Annotated in this window: 22 protein-coding genes; 8 read left to right on the plus strand and 14 right to left on the minus strand. The window is 29.9% G+C overall.

Annotated elements, in window-relative coordinates:
• Nucleotides 1-68 precede the first annotated feature (68 nt).
• From ptsP to IPM32_16325, 3 genes are read right to left on the minus strand one after another with little or no spacing between them, the layout of a single operon-like run.
• Nucleotides 69-1808 carry a phosphoenolpyruvate--protein phosphotransferase gene (ptsP, locus tag IPM32_16315; GenBank protein MBK8946815.1) on the minus strand — a complete coding sequence of 580 codons (1740 nt, stop codon included), beginning with the start codon at nt 1806-1808 and terminating at the stop codon, nt 69-71.
• Entirely contained in the window at nt 1805-2071 is a 267-nt protein-coding gene (locus IPM32_16320; GenBank protein ID MBK8946816.1) for an HPr family phosphocarrier protein, read from the minus strand. Before IPM32_16320 ends, ptsP begins: the two co-directional genes overlap by 4 nt.
• Entirely contained in the window at nt 2071-3054 is a 984-nt protein-coding gene (locus IPM32_16325) for a polyprenyl synthetase family protein (GenBank protein ID MBK8946817.1), read from the minus strand. Before IPM32_16325 ends, IPM32_16320 begins: the two co-directional genes overlap by 1 nt.
• 218 nt (nt 3055-3272) lie before the next feature.
• Between IPM32_16325 and IPM32_16330 the strand changes: the two genes are divergently transcribed.
• A complete protein-coding gene (locus tag IPM32_16330; protein ID MBK8946818.1) occupies nt 3273-4772 on the plus strand; it encodes an MFS transporter in 1500 nt (499 codons plus the stop codon).
• Between the two features lie 39 nt (nt 4773-4811).
• Nucleotides 4812-7280 carry an alpha-galactosidase gene (locus IPM32_16335; protein ID MBK8946819.1) on the plus strand — a complete coding sequence of 823 codons (2469 nt, stop codon included), beginning with the start codon at nt 4812-4814 and terminating at the stop codon, nt 7278-7280.
• A gap of 51 nt (nt 7281-7331) precedes the next feature.
• Here the strand turns inward: IPM32_16335 and IPM32_16340 are convergent, their stop codons facing one another.
• From IPM32_16340 to IPM32_16355, 4 genes are all read right to left on the minus strand, one after another.
• Entirely contained in the window at nt 7332-8387 is a 1056-nt protein-coding gene (locus IPM32_16340; GenBank protein ID MBK8946820.1) for a hypothetical protein, read from the minus strand.
• A gap of 203 nt (nt 8388-8590) precedes the next feature.
• Nucleotides 8591-9049 (minus strand): MFS transporter, encoded by a 459-nt coding sequence (locus IPM32_16345; protein MBK8946821.1) that lies wholly within the window; start codon nt 9047-9049, stop codon nt 8591-8593.
• Nucleotides 8953-10095: an MFS transporter gene (locus tag IPM32_16350; protein ID MBK8946822.1), complete on the minus strand. Its 1143-nt coding sequence runs from the start codon at nt 10093-10095 to the stop codon at nt 8953-8955. Before IPM32_16350 ends, IPM32_16345 begins: the two co-directional genes overlap by 97 nt.
• 34 nt (nt 10096-10129) lie before the next feature.
• Nucleotides 10130-11974, minus strand: coding sequence for a cyclomaltodextrinase N-terminal domain-containing protein (locus IPM32_16355; protein ID MBK8946823.1), 1845 nt, complete (start codon nt 11972-11974; stop codon nt 10130-10132).
• 93 nt (nt 11975-12067) lie between these two features.
• On the opposite strand from IPM32_16355, the gene smpB reads away from it, so the two are divergent.
• The 3 genes from smpB (at nt 12068) to IPM32_16370 (ending at nt 15820) form a co-directional block, all read left to right on the plus strand.
• The gene (gene smpB, locus IPM32_16360; protein MBK8946824.1) at nt 12068-12523 is read left to right on the plus strand and encodes an SsrA-binding protein SmpB; all 456 of its coding nucleotides are present in this window, start codon (nt 12068-12070) and stop codon (nt 12521-12523) included.
• A 203-nt stretch (nt 12524-12726) separates the two neighbouring features.
• Nucleotides 12727-13938 (plus strand): tyrosine--tRNA ligase, encoded by a 1212-nt coding sequence (locus IPM32_16365; GenBank protein ID MBK8946825.1) that lies wholly within the window; start codon nt 12727-12729, stop codon nt 13936-13938.
• Between the two features lie 145 nt (nt 13939-14083).
• Nucleotides 14084-15820 (plus strand): DUF342 domain-containing protein, encoded by a 1737-nt coding sequence (locus tag IPM32_16370; protein ID MBK8946826.1) that lies wholly within the window; start codon nt 14084-14086, stop codon nt 15818-15820.
• A 26-nt stretch (nt 15821-15846) separates the two neighbouring features.
• Here IPM32_16370 and IPM32_16375 read toward each other — a convergent pair whose 3' ends face one another.
• Nucleotides 15847-16572 carry a class I SAM-dependent methyltransferase gene (locus IPM32_16375; protein ID MBK8946827.1) on the minus strand — a complete coding sequence of 242 codons (726 nt, stop codon included), beginning with the start codon at nt 16570-16572 and terminating at the stop codon, nt 15847-15849.
• 103 nt (nt 16573-16675) lie between these two features.
• On the opposite strand from IPM32_16375, the gene IPM32_16380 reads away from it, so the two are divergent.
• From IPM32_16380 to IPM32_16390, 3 genes are read left to right on the plus strand one after another with little or no spacing between them, the layout of a single operon-like run.
• Nucleotides 16676-17302, plus strand: a complete 627-nt coding sequence (locus IPM32_16380) for a hypothetical protein (protein ID MBK8946828.1) — start codon at nt 16676-16678, stop codon at nt 17300-17302.
• Nucleotides 17303-17332: 30 nt separating this feature from the next.
• Nucleotides 17333-18685 (plus strand): sigma-54-dependent Fis family transcriptional regulator, encoded by a 1353-nt coding sequence (locus tag IPM32_16385; GenBank protein ID MBK8946829.1) that lies wholly within the window; start codon nt 17333-17335, stop codon nt 18683-18685.
• 15 nt (nt 18686-18700) lie between these two features.
• Nucleotides 18701-19045, plus strand: coding sequence for a histidine triad nucleotide-binding protein (locus tag IPM32_16390; protein ID MBK8946830.1), 345 nt, complete (start codon nt 18701-18703; stop codon nt 19043-19045).
• Between the two features lie 26 nt (nt 19046-19071).
• On the opposite strand, the gene purD is transcribed toward IPM32_16390, so the two are convergent.
• The 6 genes from purD to recA are packed head-to-tail and all read right to left on the minus strand — an operon-like array spanning nt 19072 to nt 25967.
• Nucleotides 19072-20349 (minus strand): phosphoribosylamine--glycine ligase, encoded by a 1278-nt coding sequence (gene purD, locus IPM32_16395; protein MBK8946831.1) that lies wholly within the window; start codon nt 20347-20349, stop codon nt 19072-19074.
• Nucleotides 20349-21629, minus strand: coding sequence for a glycosyltransferase (locus IPM32_16400; protein ID MBK8946832.1), 1281 nt, complete (start codon nt 21627-21629; stop codon nt 20349-20351). The genes purD and IPM32_16400 overlap by 1 nt, the downstream gene beginning before the upstream one ends.
• A 7-nt stretch (nt 21630-21636) precedes the next feature.
• On the minus strand, nt 21637-23103 hold the full coding sequence (gene guaB, locus IPM32_16405) for an IMP dehydrogenase (GenBank protein ID MBK8946833.1): 1467 nt from the start codon (nt 23101-23103) through the stop codon (nt 21637-21639).
• Nucleotides 23104-23138: 35 nt separating this feature from the next.
• Nucleotides 23139-24308: an acyl-CoA dehydrogenase family protein gene (locus IPM32_16410; protein MBK8946834.1), complete on the minus strand. Its 1170-nt coding sequence runs from the start codon at nt 24306-24308 to the stop codon at nt 23139-23141.
• The gene (locus IPM32_16415) at nt 24301-24930 is read right to left on the minus strand and encodes a regulatory protein RecX (GenBank protein MBK8946835.1); all 630 of its coding nucleotides are present in this window, start codon (nt 24928-24930) and stop codon (nt 24301-24303) included. Before IPM32_16415 ends, IPM32_16410 begins: the two co-directional genes overlap by 8 nt.
• Nucleotides 24930-25967: a recombinase RecA gene (gene recA, locus IPM32_16420; protein ID MBK8946836.1), complete on the minus strand. Its 1038-nt coding sequence runs from the start codon at nt 25965-25967 to the stop codon at nt 24930-24932. Before recA ends, IPM32_16415 begins: the two co-directional genes overlap by 1 nt.
• Between the last annotated feature and the right edge of the window lie 5 nt (nt 25968-25972).

Genomic DNA, 25972 nt, shown 5'->3' on the forward strand with positions numbered 1-25972 from the left:
GTTCTTTAAGTTTTAATTTTATAAAAATATTTATTACTCGAAGTGCAATAAATTATCACCAAAATTTTTTAGAATACATTTTCAAGTTCATCTGAAAAGTGTAATTTAAAATAATCTTGAAGTTTTATACTAATTTCTTTTTCAGTTTTTAGCTTTAGACATTCCTCAGCTAATAATTTTGCATCAGAAAAGTTTATTGATCTTATTATTTTTTTAATATGAGGAATTGTCGATGCTGAAACACTAAGCGAATCCAAACCCATTCCAACCAATAATGGAGTTGCTAAAATATCAGCTGCCATTTCTCCGCAAATGCTAACTTTTGCAGAATTAAGTTTACTGGCGTGAATGATTTTGTATAGTACCCGGATTACAGCTGGATGAAATTCTTGATACAGTGAAGAAACAATTTCATTCCCTCTATCAACCGCTAATAAGTATTGAATTAAATCATTTGTGCCGATACTGATAAAATCAACTTCTGCTGCAAATTCCTCAGCCATTACTGCTGCAGATGGAACTTCAACCATAATTCCAAATTTTATTTTTTTATCAAATTCTTTACCTTCGTTTTTAAGTTCTATTTTGCAAACTTCCAAAATTTCTTTTGTTCTTTTTATTTCATGAATTGAAGTAACCATCGGAATCATGAATTTTATATTTTTATGAATGCTTGCTCTTAACAAAGCTCTGATTTGGGTCTTTAGAAGATTTTCATTGTCAAGCAAAAATCTGATTCCACGCCAACCTAAAAAGGGATTTGGCTCTTTAACATCAACGGGAAAAACTTTATCGCCTCCAATATCAAAAACTCTAATAATTACAATATTTGGATATATTTTTTCTGCCAATTCTTTATAAATTTTATATTGTTTATTTTCATCCGGAAATTCATCTGCCAAATTAAAAATTTGTTCTGTTCTAACTAAACCAACACCTTCAGCACCGTTTCTAAAAATAAATTCTAATTCTTCAACAATATCTAAATTTGCACGTAAAATTATTTTTTTTCCGTCCTTAGTTATTGCTGGTTTATCAGACAATTTAGCCAAACCAGAATCAAACTCTGCTAATCTTTTACATTTTTCTTCGTAATAATTTAACTGTTCTTCAGTAGGATTTATTATTACTTCACCGTGAACACCATCAATTATTATTTTATCGCCATTATTAATTTTTGTTGTTGCATCATGAATTCCTAAGACAGCCGGAATGTTTAAGCTTCTGGCTACAATTGCTGCATGACTTGTTAATCCGCCAAAATTTGTAATATATCCTTTTACATTTTCCCTGGAAAATAAAACTGTATCCGCCGGAGTAATACTATTTGTTACAACAATTACATCTTTTTCAATTCTTGAAATCCATTTTTTCTTTTTAATATTTCTGATAATTCGATTTTTTATATCTTCAATATCTTGCGATCTTTCCTTCATGTAAGATTCTTCTGATAAAGCAAGTATTTTTTGATATTTCGAAAACTCCGCATCAACAATAAATATTGGCGAACGTTTTTCTTTTTTAATTCTATCTTTAATATTTTGAATTAAAACTGGATCATCAAGAATCATCATCTGAGCTTCAAAAATTCCGGCTCTGTTTTCACCCATTTTATCCACAGCAAGTGTAAAGATTTTGTTTAATTCTTTTTTGGATTTGTTGAGAGATTTTTCAAAATTTTCAATTGCATCTTCTACATTAGAAATTTGCTCATCGTCTATTGTTTCAATTTCTTTTTTATAAATAAAAGCAGTAGCAATTGAAATTCCCGGTGCGGCGGCAATTCCTTTAAGAATATTTTCACTCATAGTTCATCAAAGCCTCTATTAAAGTAATCAATAATTGCATCACAAGCTTCTTGTTCATCTTCTCCATCAAATGATAAAACAAGAGTTGATCCTTTTTCTGCAGCCAAAGTCATAACGCCAATAATACTTTTACCGTTTATGTTCATTCCATCTTTATAAATAAAAAATTCACTTTTAAACTTTGCTGCTATTTTTACAATTGTTGCAGCGGGTCTTGTATGAAGTCCGGCATTATTTATAATTTCAACTGTTTTTTCAATCATTATTTTTTTCTATCAGTAAGTGAATTTGCCAGCCATTGCAATGTAATTTTAGCATTTTCATTTTTAATATTTTTTAATTGTTTTAACGCAAGAGATGTATATTTTTTAACTTCGTTGGAAGCATCTTCAATAACTCCCAATTCTTGATAAAGATTTTTGTAAATTAAAACTTCACTTTGCTTAATTCCTTTTTCATCAATTACTTTTTGGATAAGTTTTAAATTATTTCCTTTTGCTTTTTCCAATGCATTTAAAAGTAAATATGTTTTTTTTCCTTCTATTAAATCGCCGCCAATTTTTTTTCCAAACTCTATTTCATCAGCAACAATATCAAGCAAGTCATCTTGAATTTGAAATGCTAATCCCAAATATTTTCCAAAATTTCTAAGCGAATTAATTTCTGCGGTACTTCCGCCTCCAAGTTTTGCTCCAATTGAGCAGCATGTTTCAGCAAGTGCAGCAGTCTTTTTACTAATCATAACTAAATATTCTTCAATAGAAACTTTTCGTCTTAATTCAAAATCCTTATCTAAACTTTGACCCTCACAAACTTCAATCAAACCATAAGTAAAATCTTCAACGGCACTTATACCATTTTTTTTGCAATCTTTCAAAAGTGATTTATAAGCAATTGCCATTAAATTATCTCCGGCAAGTATTGCTGTATTAACATCATATTTTATGTGTAAAGTTTCTCGCCCACGACGTTTATCTGCATTATCCATAATATCATCATGCACCAAAGTAAAATTGTGAAACAATTCAACTGCAACTGCGGCATTCAAAACTGAGGTTGAATTTGCATTAACTGCATTGGCGGATAAAATTACCAGAAACGGTCTCAATCTTTTTCCGCCGCTTTTTATTATATAGTCACAAGGTTCATAAAGTGATTTTGGGAATTTACCTTCAGCAGTTTTAAAATATTTTTTTTCAAATTTGATGATTTCTTCTTGGTAATATTTAGCGGGATTGAATTTCATTCAAACAAATCCATGTTTGTTATTTATTAAATAAATATATAAATATTTATTATAATTTCCTTTATTGCCTCAAATAAAATTTTTAAGAATTATCAATTTGATTGTCAATTACTAATTTCTCTGAAATAGAATTTTTTAGTTAAGGATAAACATATATTTTTTTGATGTTTAATTTTAGCTAATTTAGTTGGAAACAAATAAAATTTCGAAGGTGTAACTTGAAAAAACCGCAATTAAGCTTCTGGCAAATTTGGAATATGAGTTTTGGATTTTTAGGAATTCAATTTGGCTTCGCTTTGCAAAATGCAAATGTGAGCAGAATTTTTGAAACTCTTGGTGCAAACATTGATGAAATTCCGATTTTATGGATTGCAGCTCCGGTTACCGGATTAATTATTCAGCCGATTATAGGTCACATGAGTGATAACACTTGGGGCAAACTTGGGAGACGACGACCATATTTTTTGGTTGGTGCAATTTTAGCTTCGTTGGCTTTATTTATAATGCCAAATTCACCAATATTATGGTTTGCTGCCGGAATGCTTTGGATAATGGATGCATCAATAAATGTTTCAATGGAACCTTTCAGAGCTTTTGTCGGCGATATGCTTCCTTCAGAACAGCGAACAACCGGATTTTCCATGCAAAGTTTTTTTATTGGTACTGGGGCAATTGTTGCATCTGCACTTCCTTATATTATGACAAATTGGCTTGGAATTTCTAACACTGCTCCAACCGGCGAAATTCCAGACTCAGTAAAATTTTCGTTTTATATCGGCGGTACAGTTTTTTTTCTCGCTGTACTATGGACAGTCTTAAAATCAAACGAATATTCTCCGGAAGAATTAAAATTGTATTCGGAAGAAACTTCTATAAAATCCAGTAGAAATAATCTAGAAAAATCTTTAAATGTTAATTCATCTTTCTTATATAAAAATGGTTTTGTGTGGACAATTGCCGGAGTAATTTTACTTATCGTTTTTGCAAATTTCATCTACATTGATTTAGGTTTATATGTTTTATTTGGTGGAGTTTCTGCTTTTGGATTATTACAAATTTTAGCCGGACGTTTTGCTAAAAACAAATCTAAATCCGGATTGCTTTCCATAATTAATGATTTATACAACATGCCAAAAACCATGAAACAACTTTCCTATGTTCAATTTTTTTCATGGTTTGCACTTTTTGCAATGTGGATTTACACAACACCAGCAGTAACAAGACACATTTACGGAGCAGCTGATACTTCATCAGAATTATATAACGAAGGCGCAGATTGGGTAGGAATTTTAATGGCAGTTTATAATGGATTTGCTGCAATTATGGCATTTGCAATTATGTGGATGGCGAAAAAAACTTCGCGAAAAACAGTACATCTTATTAGCTTAATTATTGGAGGATTAAGTTTGGCTTCGTTCTACTTTATTAAAGATCCAAATTTATTACTAATTTCTGAACTTGGAATTGGATTAGCTTGGGCTTCAATTTTGGCAATGCCATACGCTATTTTAACCGGTTCGCTTCCAGCCGAAAAAATGGGAGTTTACATGGGAATTTTTAATTTCTTTATTGTAATTCCTCAAATTACAGCTGCAGCAATTTTGGGATTTTTTGTAAAAAATCTTTTTGATAATCATGCAATTTATGCATTAATTCTTGGTGGAATTTCAATGATTATTGCCGGATTATTAGTTCTGTTTGTCGATGATATTGATTAAGATATTCTTGAATTCGTGGCAACATAAGGAATAAAAATTATGTCGGATTCTTTCAATCGAAGAGAATTTATAAAAAAAATTTCTGTTACAAGTGCTTCATTAGCTTTTATAAATCCGCTAAACTCAAACTTTTTTAGCAGTGAAAATCCGCAAATTAGTAATAATTTTTTCTCAATTTATTTTGATGAAAAAACCGGAAGATTTAATATTCATCAAAATTATGGTGAATTCTCCATTTCGAATGCAACAGTTAGAGCGAATTTAAATTTTGGTAAAATTTCAATTTCGCAGAAAAATTATTCTCACATTTTATCTACAAAAAACATTGATGATAAACTTGGCAAAGGAAAAAAGTTAGAAGTTTATTCAAAAGATTTAAATGGTGAATTAGATTTTCAAACTTCGTTTTCACTTTATGAAAATTGGAATAACATAATTATTGAAGCTAAGTGCAAAAATGTTTCTTCCAAAAATTTCAATATAAAAAGTATTGAGCCAATATGTGCAATTGAAGAAATTGGAAGTTCACTTTCTTGGATTAACACAAGCAAAGTTTTAACAAACGGTGCAATGTATTACGATGCCGGAATGATTCACGAATTTGGAAAACCTTACAAAGAGCCAACGCCGTATGGTCCAACTAAAGGTGGTAAAATTTCTTCGGAATTTAATTATCCGGCTGATCATCGGGTAAGAAGTTGGTGGAATGTTGGATTTTTCCGTGGATATGATAAAGAGGGGTTAGTCTGCGGATTTGTTGATAACCATACCGGGCTTGGCGAAATCGTTGTTTCAAAATATTCACAAAATAATATTTCAATATATACAGAATCAGTTTTTGCACCAGGAACAATTTTAAAAACCGGTAAAGAAATTTCTTCAAATCGTTTCATGATAAATATTTCTCAAAATCCATATACAGCTTTAGAAGATTTTGCAAAAGTAACGGGAATTTTAAATTCTGTAAGAACAAATTCCACAATTAACGGCTGGTGCAATTGGTTCTATACTTATGAACATATTACGGAAGATGAGGTTGTATGCAACGCAGAATTTGTTTCTAAAAATTTGAAGCAATACGGTTTAGAATATATTCAGATTGATGAAGGCTTTCAACGTTATCATGGCGATTGGGAAGGAAATACAAAATTTCCTCATGGAATGAAATGGCTTGCAGAAAAGATAAAATATTATGGATTAAAACCTGGGCTTTGGATTGCACCGTATTTGGTATCGGAACCGGTAGAAATTTTTCAGAAAAATCAAGATTGGTTTTTGAAAGATAAAAATGGAAATTTTCTTCGAGTTGGACCTTGGCCAAGTTTAGATACAGATTGGGCAAAGAATGAAAACCCAAAACGTTATTGTTTGGATATTACACATCCGGAGGCGGAGAAATGGTTTTATAATTTATTTGATAAAATTGGAAATGTTTGGGGTTATGAAATGATTAAAATTGATTTTGTTGCATGGTCAATTTTCTCTGCACATCATTTCAATGATTTAACAGCAACACCAGCACAAGTTTACCGAAAAGGTTTTGAAATTATTAGAAATGCAATTGGAAATGAAATACATATAAATGATTGCGGTCCGGGAAATGTTTCTGTCGGATTTATTGATAGTATGCGCATCGAACTTGATCAAAATTATGGTTATTCAAAAGCTGCTTGGCAGCAATATTTTTTGGATTCTTCAAGCAGTGCACCGGCTGCTGCAAAGAGATATTATTTTCATAAAAATGCTTGGGTAAATGATGCTGATCATATTTGCATTAATCACTTATCAATTCCACAAGCTCAAGCTGCCGCAACAATAATTGGATTAAGCGGCGGAAATATAATTTCCGGTGATCGACTTTCAGATTTGGATTTTTCTCGTTTAGAAATTCTAAAAAAAATTCTTCCGCAATTTGGAGAAGCTGCAAAACCGGTTGATTTATTTGATTCGGATAAACAAAATATTTTTATCACTAAAATTAAAAAATCATTTGCTGAGTGGAATGTAGTAGGAATTTTTAATCCAACAGAAGATTTAATAGAAAAGGAAATTACATTTGAAAGACTTTGGTTAAATCCCAAAACAATTTATTTAGGTTATGATTTTTGGATGGAAAAATTTGTCGGTGAAATTTCAAATTCATTAAAAATTAAATTGCTTCCGCAAAGTGTAACATTGTTATCACTTCATGAAAAAACCGGAAATCCGCAATTCATTTCTACAGATCGGCATATTTTGCAAGGTGCTCACGAAGTAGAAAATATTTTTTGGAGTTCTGAAAAAAATACAATTTCCGGTACTTCATTAGGAATTTTAAAAACGTCACACAATGTTGCAATTTATATTCCGGGTGGACAAAATTGGGTGCAAGGAAGAAATTCAATTCATCATGATTTTGAAAATTATTCACTCAAATTCATGGATGATAATATTGTCCGAGTTCATGTAAAATTTGAAAAAAGTGAAAAAGTAAATTGGGAAATTAATTTTAACGAAAGCTTCAAATAAAATTAATACGCAAAATGCAAAATTTAATGTGATGTAATTATTGCAAAGATTTTATTTCTTCAATTTTTCTTCTAATCCATTTATAACTTTAATTGCTTCATCCGAAAATGAAGGATATCTTCCATTACTTTTTTTTGCTGCAAGATTATAAAGTTTTATAAATCCAAAAGGATTCCCAACACATTTAACTAATTCATTTTTGCCAATTTTTTCTAAAATCAAACTTGCCATAAAATATCCGGTTGTGTGTCCTTGCTGGGGCAGACTTTGTAGAACTCTTTTTCCTGTTTGCTTAGAATTAATTTTATTCTTGCTTAATTCCAAAATTAATGCTTCTATTCTTTTTATTACGTATGGAGCTTTTCCAACATCATTTATATATTGTCTTGCATAATTTGAAATTGCATTACTCGATTTTGTGAACCACTCTTTTTTATCAACCATATCGGCAATTCCTTCAGCTTCAATTTTTGCAAAAGCATTAACCAAGTCTTCTTCGCTTTCATCAATTTTGTAAATATCATACTGCAATTGCCTATTTCTGTACCAATGATGAAATTCGTGTGAAAGAAAATTTAATAAATCCCATTCAATTGATGCTGCAAGATCTACAACAATTGGAGTTGATCCTCTTCCATTACTTTCAAAAATTATAAAAGAAACCGGCGGATATTGATCTACATTACTTTGAGGTAAAAATTGTAAAGTTTTTTTAATTGCTTCCTTACTGATATTATTGCGCTTTAATTTGGTTAATTGTTCATCAATTAATTTTTTGTTATCTCTAACTTTTATATAATGATTAAGATGATTTAAATTTCTTCCGGATTTTAAAGCTTCATTTAACTGCGATTTTTTTGACGGCATAAAAACAAGTTTAAAATTTTCAATAAAAAATTGTTTTGAAAATTCACCGCTTGTTAAAACTTTATATCCCGGAGTTTTAAATAAATCATTCCATTCAGAAATGCTTGGTTCTCTGTTTGATTCGAGTGTATTAATAATTTTCCAAAATTCAGTAATTCCGGAAAATTCAAAATTTGAATTGTTGTTTTGCGGAAAGATGAAATTTGCAAAAAGAAAAATAAATATTAATAATCTGTGCATTATTTTTAATTGATATTAAAATATTATCGAACTAATAGGAAAATAAATGACGTGTCAAATTATTTAGTAGAAGAATTTTAGAATACTTTTTTCTCTATTAAGAAATATTTAAATAATTAAAATTATTCAGAAAAAATCGAAACTTCTGACTTACTAAAATGAATTGAAATACTTAATAAACTTCAATAACAAATTTTTAAAAATTAATGTCCGCCTTTAATTGACGAAGTAATTTCTGCTGTTGATCTTGGCTCTTTTATAAATAACCAAAAAACAACAGAAAATGAAATAAATATTCCGCAAAGAATATAAAGTAACTGATAATTCTGCGTTTCGGAAATAATGTTTGCAACACCTTGGCTCATCATTTGTGGAAGTACAACAGCAAGATTGAAAATTCCCATAAACAAACCCATTTTATTTTGGTTTATTCTTTCAGTCACAATTGAAAATACAATTGAAATTACAGCCGACCAACCGATTCCGGTTAAAAACATTCCCAAATAAAAATTGCCTTCAAATTTTCCTAAAAATGCAATATAGAAATATCCGATTGCGCTAAAAGCTAAAGCAATTGTGTAAGTTCTAACTCTTCCAATTTTTTGGAAATTGCAGATAAAACCATTGGGAATATTGCTCCAACTGCATTTAGAATTAAAAATCCCAGTGAAACAATATTGCCGGTTGTTGTATCTTTTGTCTGCATAACTCCAGTTAAAAATTCTGCAAATTTATTTGCAAAAACATTTGTAAGATCAATATTTGGAATTATTTGTTTATCAATAAAAAATCCGGACATCACAAACATACTTTGAAAAGCAATCCACGTAAATGTGTGAGCAAGCATAATTTTTTGAAATTCATTTTTATCTGATTCTGCACTTTTACCTTTTATAATTATCCAAGTGCCAATAATAACGGTGTAAACTAAACTAAGAATCAACAAAGGATTATGCATAAATCGTAATTCATTTTGATAGAAATGAAATATTAAACTGAATACACCAAAAACTAAAAATCCGTACAATGGAAAAATTGATTTAACAATATCCAAAACTGAATGTGAATCTTTATTTGTCTCAACTAATCCGGGTAATTCTCTTGGTTCTTCAATCAACAAAATTGGAAATATTGAACAAGCAAAAACAAAAATTGCGGCAATCAATAGTAAAGTTTCATTTCCGTAAACCATAGATAGAAAATATGCCAACACGCCGAAAGTACCCGAAATTACTTGCATCCAAACATAACCGGAAGTTCGTTTTTTCCCCTCCGGAGTTAAATCTGCAATTATAGATCTTGCCGGATTGAATGTTACGTTTACGGATAAATCAAGAAGTAACGCAATAATTGACGCAATAAAAATTATACTTGTAATTCCCGTAGCTTTGGAGATAACTCCAATTTGTGGTAAAGCTAAAAACATCAATGATCCGACAATTCCGCCAATCATTATAAATGGTCTTCGCCTTCCTTTTAGAAACCAAACATTATCACTAATCATTCCAACAATAACTTGACCAAAAATACCGGCAAGCGGTCCGGCAAGCCAAACAAACGCAACTTCATGAATATTCAAACCATATTTTTTATTTAGTATCCAACTCAATGCGGCGATTTGTGTTGATAGCGCAAAGCCAACAGCTGTAGCTGGCAAAGCTAAAATACTATAAAATGTGTTTGTTAATTTTTTCTGGATTTCTAACATTTAATCCTCAACATAATTTTAGCGGAAATGTATCCTAATTTTTGTGTTTAAATTCCCAAATGGATATTGAATTATTTGGTAATATAAATTTTTCATCAAATTTTATTTCGGGTAAATTTTCATTTAGCAAATTTTTTGTTTCAATATTTTCAAAATTATTGGTTGATAAATATCTTGATAAATCAATTTGATATTCTTGATTTCCATCATTTAAAAATATAACTATTTCAATATTATCTAAAACCTTTTTATACACATAAACATTATCTTTCGGAAAATACTGAACAAATTTTCCTATTCTCATTGCTTCATTATTTTTTCTGAGATTTAAAAGTTTTTTCGTGAAATTAAAAATTTCATTTTGGTTGGAATTTCTTCCACCTTCAACAAAAGCATTTAATGAATCTTTCGGAAAACCACCGGGAAATTCTGCTCTAATTTTTCCATGATGTCCGCCGCCATCTATCCCAATTTCCGTTCCATAAAATATTTGAGGAATTCCTCTTGAGGTTAAAATAATTGTTAAAGCTTTTTTAAACTTTTCCAAATTCCATTTTGCGGCAAACATTCCTCGATCTGTATCATGATTATCAAAAAATGTAAGAAGATTATCGGGATTTGAATAAACAAAATCTTGCCCGAAAGTTTCATAAATTTTCAGCAACCCGGAATTTCCATCCAAATAATCATAAAGTGCATCACGAATTGCAAAATCTGTAACTACCGGAAGATTTGTATCAAATTCATTTGGGAAATAATTATTGGTTTGAAACTTTGCTAATACTGCGGGATCGCCTTTCCAGACTTCACCAACAATATTAAGTTTTGGATAATGTGTTAAAATTTCTTTAGCCCAAATTGACATAAATTCCGGATCAGAATAAGGATAAGTATCTTCACGAATTCCATCAAGTCCGGAAAATTCAATCCACCAAATTGTATTTTGAATAATATATTTTGCAAGTAAAGAATCAGTTTGATTCAAATCCGGCATTGTATCAACAAACCATCCTTTATTTGCAAATTCAATATTTCGTTTATCTGCATGAACATCAACATAAACAACTTTATCATGCTCGGCTGGCAAATGATTTTGCGTAGTTCCATTTATCCATGTTGGAGTTGGAGGTTTTGAAATCCATTCATGATTGCTTCCGATATGATTTGCAACGTGATCTAAGATTATTTTAATTCCTCTTTTATGAGCTTCATCAACCAATTTTTTGTAAAGTTCATTGCTTCCAAACCGTGGATCAATTTTATAGAAATCAGTTGCCGCATAACCGTGATAACTCATGTACATATTATTTTCAACAAGCGGAGTGATCCAAATTACAGTTATTCCTAAATCATGAAGATAATCTAATTTATCAATAATTCCTCGAATATCGCCGCCGTGTCTTCCATTCAAATCTTTAAATTCGAACTCTTCTTTTTCATTTGCAATAAAATCATTTGAAGTATCTCCATTAACAAATCTATCCGGAAAAATCAAATAAATTACATCTTCTGTGGAAAATCCTTGATGAATATTTTCAGAATTATTTTTTTCTAAAAGCTGATATTGTAAAGTATCAACTCCAAATTTATTGGAGATTAAAAAATTATAAATCTTTGGTTGTGCAGAATTTTCAATTTCTATTTCCGCAAATAAATAATTTTCATTTTTATGAGGAATGGAAGAAATATTAATCTTTTCATCTAACGAAATCAAATTTGCATGAGATAAATTTTCGCCGTAAATCATTAATTGAATTTTATTGAAAGTGTGATTGCTCCACCAATTTGGCGGTTCTATTTTATTAATTTTTGGCTGCTGTGCGATGAGTAAAATATTTGCTAAAAAGATAAGATTAAAATAAATTTTTCTAAATTTCATAATTCCCGACGCAATTTTATTATTTATATAATCTTTTCAAACCTTGCATTTAACAGTCATTAAAAATAACTTTATTTTTCTTAAAAAAAAGATATGAAAGAAGAATCAAAAAATATTACGCATAACAGAAAAGCTCGGCATGATTATGCAATTCTTCAAACTTTGGAAGCAGGAATTGTTTTAGTTGGTACCGAAGTTAAATCTTGCAGAGAACATAAAGCAAATTTAGTTGATAGTTATGCGAAAATTGATTCTAACGGAGAAGTTTGGCTAATTGGCGCACACATTAACGAATATACACAAGGAAATAGATTTAATCACATTCCAAATAGAGATAGGAAACTTCTTTTAAATTCGAAAGAAATTAGAAAATTAGACCGACAAATAATGGAAAAAGGAAATACGCTTATTGCGTTAAGTTTATATTTCAAAAAAGGAAAAGTAAAAGTTGAGTTAGCAGTTGCAAAAGGTAAAAAGTCTTACGATAAACGTGAAGCAATTGCTAAAAAAGATATGCAGCGCGAAGCTGAAAGAAAAATTAAATTATAAATTTTAGTTTCATAGTAGTTGTGAGGAGTTTACGGTGAAACTTGCTTTTAAAATAAATATCTTCGTTAGCGATTGCACAGTTGTCATTCACGAAATTACTAAGTAACTATGCGGAATCTATAAAAGTTTTTTGGATTCCAGATTAAATCGTTCGGGAAAGACTAAATTAAATATTCAATAAATTTTAATAAAGTGAGTAATGAATGTTTTTACCAGTAAAAGAACAATTAGAAATTATTAAACGCGGAACTTCAGAAATTATTCCAGAAGAAGAATTAGTTAAAAAACTTGAAAAATCAAAGAATGAAAATAAGCCATTAAATATAAAATTGGGATGCGATCCAACTCGACCAGATTTGCATTTGGGACATTCCGTAGTTTTGAGAAAACTTGCACAATTTCAAAAACTTGGACATCAAGCAATTTTAATAATTGGTGATTTTACCGCGATGATTGGCGATCCTTCCGGAAGAAATGCAACTCGTCCCCCGTTAACTTTTGAAGAAGCTCAAGAAAATGCAAAAAGTTATTGGCTTCAAGCAAAGAAAATTCTTGATCCGGAAAAAACCAAAATTGTTAATAATTCCGATTGGTTGGGAAAAATGAGTTTTCAAGATGTGATAAAATTATCTTCAAAATATACAGTTGCGCGAATGTTGGAAAGAGACGATTTTACAAAAAGATTTCAAGGTGGAATTCCAATAAGTATGCATGAACTTCTTTATCCGCTTGCTCAAGCTATGGATTCTGTTGCAATTAAAAGCGATGTTGAACTTGGCGGAACCGATCAAAAATTTAATCTTTTGGTTGGAAGAGATATTCAAAGAGAATACGGTGTTGAAGCTCAAATAATTTTAACTATGCCGCTTCTAGTTGGAACCGATGGAACAGAAAAAATGAGCAAATCTTATGGAAATTATATTGGAATTGATGATACTCCGCAAGACATTTATGGAAAAACTCTATCCATTCCCGATGAATTAATTTTTACTTATTTTGAACTTGGCACAGATATTCCAGCTAATGAATTGGCCGAAGTAAAAAATAAACTTTCTGAAATGAATACAAATCCGAGAGATATTAAAAGAAAATTAGCACGCAAATTTGTTGAAATGTATCATTCAAAAGAAGCTTCGCAAAATGCAGAAGCAGAGTTTGATAAAATTTTTATTAACAAAGGTGTTCCTGATGAAATTCCGGAATTAAAACTTACTGAATCTAATATTGATATTATCGAATTAATTATGAGAGCAGAACTTGCTCCTTCTCGCGGTGAAGCCAGAAGACTAGTAACTCAAGGCGGAGTTTCAATTGAAGGGAATAAAATTGATGATCCGAAAACTATTATCAAAATTGAAAATGGAAATGTTTTAAAAGTTGGTAAACGTAAATTCATAAAATTATTTTTTGAATAGATTTAAATTAATATACTTCTTTAAACTTTTAAACAGAGAGCTTGCATTAAGTTCTTTGTTTATATAAAGATAACACATCTAAAAAACAACTTTTTTCTTTCGACAATAAATCGAAATTATATTTATTCACATTTTTTGTAATTATATGTCTGATGTAAATGTTGAAAAGTCTAAATCAACTTTTCAAAAAGCAAAACTTTTTGTTAAACCGCTTAGTGAAGAATTAACTTCTAAAATTCCACCAACACTTCAAGGAAGTAAAATTTATTTAACTAGACTTGATGTGCCGTTTGAACAACTCAATGTTGTAAAAAAATCTTCAATACTTTTTAGATACATTATTGATGAAAATGCTTCAGATACTGAAAATGAAAAATCAGATTTAATTTCCGAAATTAATCCAGATTTTCATGACAGTAAATCAAGTATAGAGCAACTTGGGAAAGATTATATCGCATCAGAAGATGGACTTTTTATTATTGAAAATCATCGCCCAAAAATAATTCCCATAAGTTTAGATGGATCCGGTGATGTAAAAATTTCTGAAGATACAATGAAAGTTTTGGTTGATATTTATCCATCAATTGATGATCATCCAATTACTTCTTTAGAAGATATAGTAAATAAAATTATAAGCTTAAACGTAACTTCCGAAATAAACAAAAATTTACTTTCAGAAAAATTAGAATTTGTGAAAAATGATAAACATATTTTAAAGGATATTTGTGTTTCAGAAGGAAAATTTCCGGTAAACGGCATTGATGGCAAATTGGAAAATTGTACAGCTAACAAAGAAAAATTGCAAAATTTAAATTGCGATGAATTTCATAAAACAAATCCAATAATTTCAGTAAAAGCGGAAGAATTAATTGCAATTATTCATCAGCCAACAAATGGTGAAAACGGAATAAATGTTTTCGGTAAAAATGTAAATCCAATTCCCGGTAAAGAAGTAAAAATAAAATTAGGTTCCAATACAAAATTTTCGGATGAAAATCCAAATCATATAATTTCAAAGTTGGATGGATTTCTTGAACTTAAAGAAGAATCAATTTCAATTACAGATACTTTTATGGTAAACGGTGATATTGATTTTAAATCCGGAAATATAATCAGCAAAGGTGCATTAAAAGTTAAAGGAAATGTAAATAATGATTTTACATTGAATTTATCAAAAGATATTGAAGTAGATGGATACGTCGGTGATGCAATTTTAGAATCAGGAAAAAATATTATTGTTCACGGTGGATTTTTAGGAAAAGGTAAAGGTATTCTTAAAGCAGATGGTGATATTGAAGTTAAATTTGTTGAAAATCAAAAAGTATTTTCGCGCGGATCCGTTACAGTTTATAAAGAACTGTTAAATGCTCAAGTTTTTGCAAAATCAAAAATTACTTGCAAAGGAAATAAAGCCGTTATTGTGGGCGGACAAACAATTGCCGGTGATGCAATAGATATTTATACTTTAGGAAATTCAAGTGAATCTGAAACAATTGTGGAAGTTGGTTTTGACTATCTAAAGAGAAATTCCATTATTGATAATAAAGCTTGCCAAGCAGAACTTAGAAAAAAACTAGAAGGAGTTGATAAAGTTTTATTTGAGTTTGCACAAATGAAAAGATTGAATGATCAATGTAAAGAAAAAGTAAAAGTATTTGTTGCAGAACATAAAAATTTAATAGCGGAAATTGATAAATTGAAAGAAATAAATTTAAAGTTAACCAATGAAATTTATGTTCCAACTTCATCTAAAATTTCTGTAACCGGAACAATTTATCCCGGAGTGAAAATTGGAATTAACGGAAGATTTTTTATTGTTAAAGAAATGATGAGATCAAAAACATTTGTTCTTTCAGCTGATAATGAAGTTATTGCAATTTAATTTTTATAGCACAAAAATTGTGTAATTTATTTCTTAATATATTCAACAATTATATGAGCCGGAATATTTTTTATTAGATTAAAAATCAAATCAATAAACTTCCACAACGTTAAAGGAAAATATTTTAGTAAAATATATGTGCGCAAAAATATTAAACCTTTATTGCCAAAAGTTTCCCAATTAATATTTTTTATTTCATAAGATTTTATAAGATTGGTAAGAATTTTTTCATCAAATGAATGAATATGTGCATGAACCGGAGTTTTTTTATTACAATGAATACATAAATAATACCGCAACTTTTCTTTGTATGGTGTTGTAACTATTAATTTTCCATTTGATTTTAAAACACTAAAGAGTTCATTTACAAATTCTTCCGGATTGAAAACGTGTTCAATAATTTCCGAAGCAATTACAATATCAAAACTTTTTTCTGAAAATGGCAGATGAAAAGAATCTGCTATAATTTGCGAATGTTTTTGTGATGGGAAATTATTTTTTGCTTTAACTACATTTTCTAAACTCAAATCAAGCGAAACAACTTTTACATTTTTATCAATAAAATGCTTTGCAACCCAAGCTGAACCGCAGCCAACATCTAAAACATTTTGAATGTTATTTGGAATTTTACTTAGTATAAATTCATGAACTCTTCTTTCGTCATGTTCCGTTGCGCCGGTTCTTTCCTCAAAATAATCAAATTCTTTTGCATCAATTTTGTAATGATTTATGTAATCAAAGTTTTGACTCATATTTTTTTTCAATATTTTAATTTTTGTGAATTTGTAAATAAATATAAGAATCTAATTTCAAAAATTGAGAGCTAATATTAAAATATTGATTTCAAAATTTTGCGTGGCTTTAATAATCATTTTTTTTGCAAATAAAATAAATATTGCACAAACAAAATCATTTGAGGATGGTGTAATTTTTTTATCAAAATTTATTGCTTCGGAAGAATTTCAACTAAAAAACAATCCGGATTGTTTTTTAGTTGATACACTTTTTAAAAAAGCTGTTAATTTTTATGATGGAGATATTTCAGAAGCATTGCTGGCATTGACTTTCTCAACACTTCCATTTAATAAAATGCCGGTTACAATTCCAATATTAAATTTAAAATTAGATTTAAAACTTCCAGCGGTGAATGAAGAATTATTCCAAATAAAAAAAGATAACCTACCGGGAATCATTTATTTTGATTCAAATACTAAAGGAAATCAAGATAAGGATAAAGTTGCGCATTTTTTCGGGAATGCATTTCTTTCGTATAATATTTCCTATTTTAATTTATCCAAATTTTTAGGAATGTTTGTTGAAATGTTTGAATCAATCTTTAAAGTAAGTGGTGGAATTGATCCAAGAGATTTGCATACAAATTATTTAGGAGAATTTTTCGGTGAATCAATTAAGAAAAATAAAGAATTGGTTCCATCCGATTTTTTTAAGTTGTATTCTTTATTTTACTTTTCTTATAATTAGATCATTATTTAATAACTTTCTTTTGAATATATGAAATCGATATTGATTATTGATGACGAAAAACAAATTTGCGAAAGTATCAGCATGATTCTTGAATACGAAAATTATTCTGTAGATTCCACAACAGATGTTAAAAACGGCATTAAAAAATTGGAATACAATTCCTACGATGCTCTTTTGTTAGATATTCAAATGCCGGAGATGACCGGATTTGAAGTTCTAAATTGGATTAAGGAAAATGAAATTGAAATTAGTACAATAATGATTTCAGCTCACAGCAATTTGGAAAACGCCATAAAAGCAACAAAACTTGGCGCTTTTGATTTTATTGAAAAACCGATTGAACGAGATAAACTTTTAATAAGTATTAGAAATGCAGTTGGAAAAACAAATCTTATAAAGGAAAATAAAAAGTTAAAAGAAAATTTATCTCAAGATGAAATTATTGTTGGCGAAAGTTCGCAAATAAAATCAGTAATTTCACTTATTGATCGAGTTGCAAAAACTGAATCTCGAGTTTTAATTACTGGAGAAAACGGAACCGGAAAAGAATTGGTTGCCAAAGCAATTCATAACAAAAGTGAAAGAGGAAATAAAGAATTAGTTGAAGTAAACTGCGCTGCAATTCCAAATGAACTAATTGAATCTGAATTATTTGGACATGAAAAAGGATCTTTTACCGGAGCTGCACAAAAAAGAATTGGTAAATTTGAATTGGCAGATGGAGGAACACTTTTTCTTGATGAAATTGGAGATATGAGTCTTCAAGCTCAAGCAAAAGTTTTACGTGCAATTGAAGAAGGTGTGATTGAAAGAGTCGGAGGAAATAATAAAATAAGTGTTGATGTACGAATAATTTCGGCAACAAATAAAGATTTGAAAAATGAAATTAAGGAAGGAAATTTCAGAGAAGATTTATACCATAGATTAAACGTAATTCCGCTAAAAGTACCATCTTTGCGGGAAAGAAAGGAAGATATTCCACTTTTGATAAATCACTTTTCTCAAAAAATTTGCAAACAAAATAAATTTCCGAATAAAACTTTTTCTGAAGATGCAATTGAAGTATTAAGAAATTATGATTGGTCCGGAAATGTTCGTGAATTAAGAAATATTATTGAACGAATAATTATTATGATTTCATCAAATTCAATTTCCAAACAAGATGTAATTTCATTACTTCCCAATGTTGAAACTAAACATGAAGATTTTATAGATATTTCAAATTCGTTTCAAGAGTTTAAAGAAAAAGCTGAAAAAGTATTTATACAAAAACAGTTGGAAATTAATAATTGGAATATTAGTAAAACAGCAGAAATTTTGGATATTCAAAGAAGTCATCTATATAATAAAATGAAAAAGTACGGAATTAATAAAGACTAAATTCTGGAGCAAGTAATGAGCACAATTTTCACAAAAATAATAAATAAAGAAATTCCCGCAAATATTGTTTACGAAACAGAAAATATTTTAGCATTTAGGGATATAAATCCCCAAGCTCCGGTGCACATATTAATTATTCCTAAAATTGAAATACCAAAAGTTACAGATGTAAAAAGTGCGGAGCACGCAATACTTTTAGGAGAAATGTTTGATGCAGCAAATATTATTGCAAAAAAAGAAGAAATTATGGAAGATGGATTTAGATTAGTTTTTAATTGTGGAAATAATGGTGGTCAAGAAGTTTACCATTTACATCTGCATTTATTAGGCGGAAGAAAAATGAATTGGCCTCCGGGATAAAAGATCTTTTAAAAAATATTTAATTTCTATTTTATTGCTTTAAACCCAATATCACTTCTAAAATATATCCTATCAAATTTAACTTTATCTAAAGCTACATAACCTATTTCTTTACAATATTTTAAGTTGTTTTGATTATTAAATGAAACAATATTTAATACTCTCCCACCGGATGTTAAAATTTTTCCATTTTGTAGTATTGTTCCAGCATGAATTATTTTAATATTATCATCAAACTTTTCATCTAATCCGAATATTTCAAATCCTTTTTCATAATTATCGGGATATCCACCGGAAGCGACAACAATGCACATTGCACTTCCTCCGTTATAATTTACAATTTCCTTATCAACCTTTCCCTTAGCAGTAGAGTATAAAAGTCCAAGAAAATCTCCATCTATTAGTTGTAAAACTGCTTGAGTTTCCGGATCACCAAATCTACAATTGAACTCAATTACTTTAATTCCGTTTATTGTATTTATAAGACCGCAATATAAACAACCATTAAATTTTGAATCTGCTTCTTCTAATCCTTTTAAAATTGGAATAATAACTTTTTCTTTAATTTCATTCTCTAATTTTTCGTCAAAAAAACCTACTGGTGAATATGCTCCCATTCCACCGGTATTTTTTCCCGTATCACCATCTCCAATTCTCTTATGATCTTGAGCCGGAGGAAGAATAACAAATTCACTTCCATCGGTAATAACGAAAACAGATAATTCTTCTCCCTCTAAAAATTCCTCTATTACAACTGTGTTTCCGGCATTTCCAAAGACTAATTTTTCCATAATATCAATTATATTTTTTTTTGCATAAACGAAATTTTCAGCAATTATCACACCTTTTCCGGCGGCTAACCCAGAAGCCTTAATAACAATTGGGAAATTTCCGTTTTCAAGAAAATGAATTGCTTCATCCATTTCAGATTTATGAAATATCTTAAATTTAGCAGTTGGAACATTCTTCACCATCATCAAATCTTTGGCAAAAGATTTATCTCCTTCAATTCTTGCAGCATTTTTACTTGGACCAAAAACATTTATTCCTGAATTTCTTAAATCATCTGCGATTCCATTTACAAGCGGTTGTTCCGGTCCGACAATTACCAATTTAATATCCTTTTGTGAACAAAAATTTATTACAGTTTGATGATCTAGCAAATCCAAATTTACATTTTCACCAATTTTCCTAGTGCCACCATTTCCCGGAGCAAAGAAAATATTTGATTTATTGTTTTGTTCGAAAATTTTTAATCCAATTGCGTGTTCTCTTCCGCCGGATCCAATAATTAATATATTCATTATTCTGTTTTTAAATAAAATTGAAAAATTTTTACTAATTGTTCTGTTAATTTTACTCTATCAAACTTATCAATAAATTCTTCGTCGGGTTTGGGAAGTATTTTTTCAACAAATAAATCATGACTTTTTATTAGCACATTTTTAATTTCTTCAATATTTTGTGGTTCCGTAACAAAAGAAGCTCCATATTCCAAAATTAGACTTTTAGATATTCCTTCTGGTAAATTTGCAATTATTGGCTTTTTTGTAGCAAAATATTCAAATATTTTACCTGGTGTTACATTATACATTCTGTTTCCTTTTGGCAGCATTATCCATAAAATATCACTTGAGATAATTCTGCTAAGTGTTTCCAAATGAGTAAGATAACCGATTTCTTTTACAAATTTTTCTAATTTTAATTTTTCAACTAATTTTTGATTTTCTCTTTTAAATTGTCCAATAAAATGAATTTCTATATTAGCTGCAATATCCGGCTGATCAATTGTTAATTTCTTAAAAGCTTGAAGTAAATACTTGGGTGTTATTCCTTCATAAAAGGATCCCGAGTATAATATTATCATTTTCTCAGTTTCCCTAGGGAAAGGATGAATCTTTGCAAAATCATCCGGATCGAAACCGTGAGGAATTATATCAATATCCCTAAATTTAAGAAAAGGATAATTTATTAATAACTCTTCTTTAATGTTTCTATTTACTGCAATTATTCTATCAGTTTTTCTTAAAACTTTGTCTTCAAATATTTTATGTAAATATCTGTGTAACGGAGTTGGATAAAATCTATATTGATTTGTAAGCCAAGCATCTCTATAATCAACAATTATTGGAATATCAAATTTTGCTTTTAATTTTGAAAAAGTCACTGCAGATGAAAATGGTGGTATTGTAATAAAAATAGCATCAAATTTTTCTTCTTTTAATATTTTTCTAGCAAATTTTGCTGATTTTTTTGCCCAAAATATTTTATTATCCGGAATAAAAAAAGTTTTGCTTATTCTTGCAAAAAGTCCTTGAATAAACGACGATGGCATCTTTACTGTATTTTTTTTAACAAATAAAGAAGCAGGGGTTATTGATTCCGTTCTTAGTATTCTAACATTTGAATTTTCGGCTTCTTTTAATAAGGATTCATCATGTGCAAAGTAACTAATTTTTCCAGTTGTAATTACTGTTGGCTGCCAATTAAATTGTGTAAAGTATTTTGTAAATTTTAATGTACGTTGAACACCGCTTAAGCCCAAAGGTGGAAAATAATATGCAATAACAAGAACCTTAAACATATTTTATCTATGAATGATAATTTGGAGATTCTTTCGTAATAATTACATCATGCGGATGACTTTCTCTTAATCCAGATGTAGAAATTTTTACAAATTTAGCATTTTTCTTAAAATCTTCAATAGTTCGTGCTCCGCAATATCCCATTGATGCTCTTAATCCACCAACAAATTGATATATTGTATCAGCAAGCGATCCCTTAAACGGAACTCTTCCTTCAACTCCTTCGGGAACAAGTTTTTTAATATCATCTTCCATATCTTGAAAATATCTGTCTTTACTTCCGTGTTTCATTGCGCCAATTGAACCCATTCCTCTATACATTTTGAAACTTCTTCCTTCAAATAAAATTTTCTCTCCAGGAGTTTCATCAACTCCGGCAAACATCCCTCCCATCATAACCGTATCCGCTCCAGCTGCAATTACTTTAGCCACATCACCTGTTTGTTTAACTCCGCCATCAGCAATTACTGGAATTCCGGTTCCTTCAAGAGCTCTAGCAACTTCAAAAACTGCACTAACTTGTGGAACACCAACACCAGCTATTATTCTTGTTGTACAAATTGATCCGGCACCAATTCCTACTTTTACTGCATCTACTCCAATTTCTACCAATTCTAGAGCAGCTTCTTTTGTTACAATATTTCCGGCAATTAATTGTATTTCGGGATAAGTATTTTTTATTTTTTTTACTGTTTTCAAAACTCCCTCCGAATGACCATGTGCAGTATCTACAACAATTACATCAACATTTGCTTTTATTAAAGCATCTACTCTCTGCATTGTATCTGATGAAACGCTCACAGCAGCACCCACTCTTAATCTTCCTAAATCATCTTTACATGCATTTGGATGTTTTTTCTTTTTCGAAATGTCTTTAAATGTAATTAATCCTTTCAAAATTCCATTTTCATCAACAACCGGAAGTTTTTCTACTTTATATTTTTGCAGTAACTTTTCAGCTTGATCAAGAGTAGTTCCCAATGGAGCAGTTCGCAAATTATTTTTGGTCATAATTTCCGAAATTTTAAGATTTAAATTTGGTTCAAATCTCAAATCTCTATTTGTTAAAATTCCAATTAATTTATTGATGTCATCAACAATTGGAATTCCGCTAATATGATATTTTTCCATCAATATTGTTGCGTCACCAACTGTTTTATCGGCTTGTAAAGTTATCGGATTTGTAATCATTCCGCTTTCTGATCTTTTAACTTTATCAACTTCCTCAGCTTGTTTTTCAATACTCATATTTTTATGAATAATTCCAATTCCGCCTTGAGCCGCCATAGCAATTGCCATTTTGGATTCCGTTACCGTATCCATTGCTGCGGAAAGAAACGGAAGATTTAGTTTAATCTTTTTGGTAAGCATTGATTCTAAATTTGTTTCTCTTGGTAATACATTTGATTTTGCCGGAATTAATAAAAGATCGTCAAATGTTAATCCTTCAAATAATATTTTATCGATGTGCATACAATTTTTCCAAAATTTATAAAATAATTTTAACTTTATCCAAAAGCAGAAATTCCAGTAATATCTTCACCAATAATTAACGTGTGCATTTCATGTGTGCCTTCATATGTTTTTACACTTTCTAAATTCGCAGAATGACGCATGACAGGATATTCATCTAAAATTCCATTTGCGCCAAGAATTTCTCTTGAAATTCTCGCTGCATTTAAGGCAACTTCACAATTATTTCTTTTAGCCATAGAAATTTGTGTATGTTTTACTTTTCCTTCGTCTTTCAGTTTTGCCAATCTATAATTTAATAATTGAGCTTTTGTAATTTCAGTAAGAATATCTGCTAATTTTTTTTGAGTTAATTGATAGCCGGCAATTGGTTTTGAAAATTGAATTCTTGATTTTGCATAATTTAACGCCGATTCATAAACTGCCATCATTGCACCAACAACTCCCCAAGCAATTCCAAATCTTGCTTGATTCAAACACATTAACGGAGATTTTAATCCATTTGAATTTGGAAGCAAATTTTCTTCCGGAACAAAAACATCTTGAAAAATTAATTCTGAAGTAATAGAAGCTCGAAGTGAATGTTTGCCTTTCATTTCGGGAGCAGAAAATCCATTAAAATTTTTCTCGACCAAAAATCCTTTTATTACTCCATCTAACTTTGCCCAAACAACTGCAACATCTGCTAAAGTTCCATTTGTAATCCACATTTTAGCGCCATTTAATATATATCCTCCATCAACTTTTTTTGCGTTTGTAATCATTCCACCGGGGTTTGAACCAAAATCCGGTTCGGTCAATCCGAAACATCCTATTTTCTCTCCGGCAGATAATTTAGGTAGCCATTTATTTTTTTGATCTTCGCTTCCAAAAGTAAATATTGGATACATAACCAAACTACTTTGCACAGATGCAAAGCTTCGTAAACCGCTATCTCCTCTTTCAAGTTCTTGCATTGCCAAACCAGAAGAAATATTATTGAGATTTGCGCATCCAAAATCTTCGGGTAGTGTAATTCCGAAAACTCCCAATTCACCAAGCTGCGGAATTAATTCCATTGGAAAAGTTGAATTTTGATAATGATTTTCAATTATTGGAATTACTTTTTCATCAACAAATTCTCGAACAGAATTTTGAACCAATTTCTCTTCTTCTGTTAGTAAATCTTGAATATTGTAATAATCAACTCCAACAAATTTATTCATAACCTTCTTTCATAATTCTTGAAATTGTTTTTCCAATAATATCAGTTGTAAATCCTTTATTAACTAAATGAGCAAATAATTTCTGTTTTATCTGAATATTTGAATTGTTTTTTTCATTAAGAGAATTAAACTTTTTAACAGCAATTTCCATTGCCGAATTTAAGGAAATTTCATCATCTAGAAAATTCTTGCTTACTTCATTTATTATTTCTCGTTTAACACCTTTTTTAAATAATTCTGATATAATTTTATTGATACCTTTTTTCTTCCTCATTTGATACTGAAAATATGATTCGGTAAAAAATTTATCATTAAGAAAACCAGAATTTTCCAACTCAATTAATACATTTTCTATAAGAATTTTATCAAAACCTTTTTTCAAAAGTTTCATTTTCAATTCATAATTGCTGTGGTTTCTTAATCCTAAATATCTAAAAGAACTCTGTTTAATTTGATAAATACTTGTTTGATGTTTTAATTTTGAAAATTCATCTTCAGAAATTTCATTATCAACGTAAAGATTATTTTTTACAAATAATTCATATGGAATTTTAAATATTTCATTATTATCAAAAAGAACGTTTACCCAATTTCCCTTTTTAGAAATTTCAGAAACAATCATTACTTTTTAGATTTTTCTTCCACAACTTCTTTTTGTTCTTGAGGCAACATACCCAATTTAACTTTTACATCTTTCTCTAAATTTGCCATTAAAGTAGGATTTTCTCTTAATTGTTGTCTAAATTGTTCTCTTCCTTGAAATCTTTCTTCACCGAAAGTAAACCATGCTCCGCCTTTTTTAATAACACCGTGATCCACACCCAAATCAATTAATTCTCCAGATTTACTGATCCCCTCATCGTACATGATATCAAATTCAACTTGTTTGAATGGTGGTGCAATTTTACTTTTTACAACTTTAACTTTTGTTCTGCTTCCGGTTACATCTTCACCATTTTTCAAACCGGCAATTCTTCTTATATCTAATCTTAACGATGCGTAAAATTTAAGAGCATTTCCGCCGGTTGTTGTTTCCGGGCTACCAAACATTACGCCAATCTTACTTCTTAATTGATTAGTAAAAATCACGCAAGTTTTTGATCTGCTAACAGCACCAGTAATTTTTCTCAATGCTTGAGACATTAATCTTGCTTGAACACCCATTTGCGCATCACCCATTTCTCCTTCAATTTCTGAGCGAGGTACAAGTGCGGCAACAGAATCAATTACAATAATATCAAGCGCGTTACTTCTAACTAAAGTATCAACAATTTCTAGAGCTTGCTCCCCATAATCTGGTTGAGATATTAATAAATTTTTAATATCAACCCCAAGTTTCTGAGCATAATTTACATCTAGAGCATGTTCCGCATCAATAAATGCGGCAATTCCGCCGAGTTTTTGAGCTTCAGCAATTGTATGTAAACACACAGTAGTTTTACCAGATGATTCTGGTCCATATATTTCTACAATTCTTCCTCTTGGTACACCGCCAATTCCAAGTGCATAATCCAAACTTACTGAACCGGTAGAAATAGACTCTATTTTATTTACAACTCCATCCCCCAATTTCATTATAGCACCTTTACCATAGGTCTTTTCGATGCTGAACATTGTATCTTCAAGAATTTTTAATCTTGGATCTTTTTCTGCAGCCATTTATC

This window comes from Ignavibacteriota bacterium, from assembly GCA_016716225.1.
Classification (GTDB): Bacteria; Bacteroidota; Ignavibacteria; order Ignavibacteriales; family Melioribacteraceae.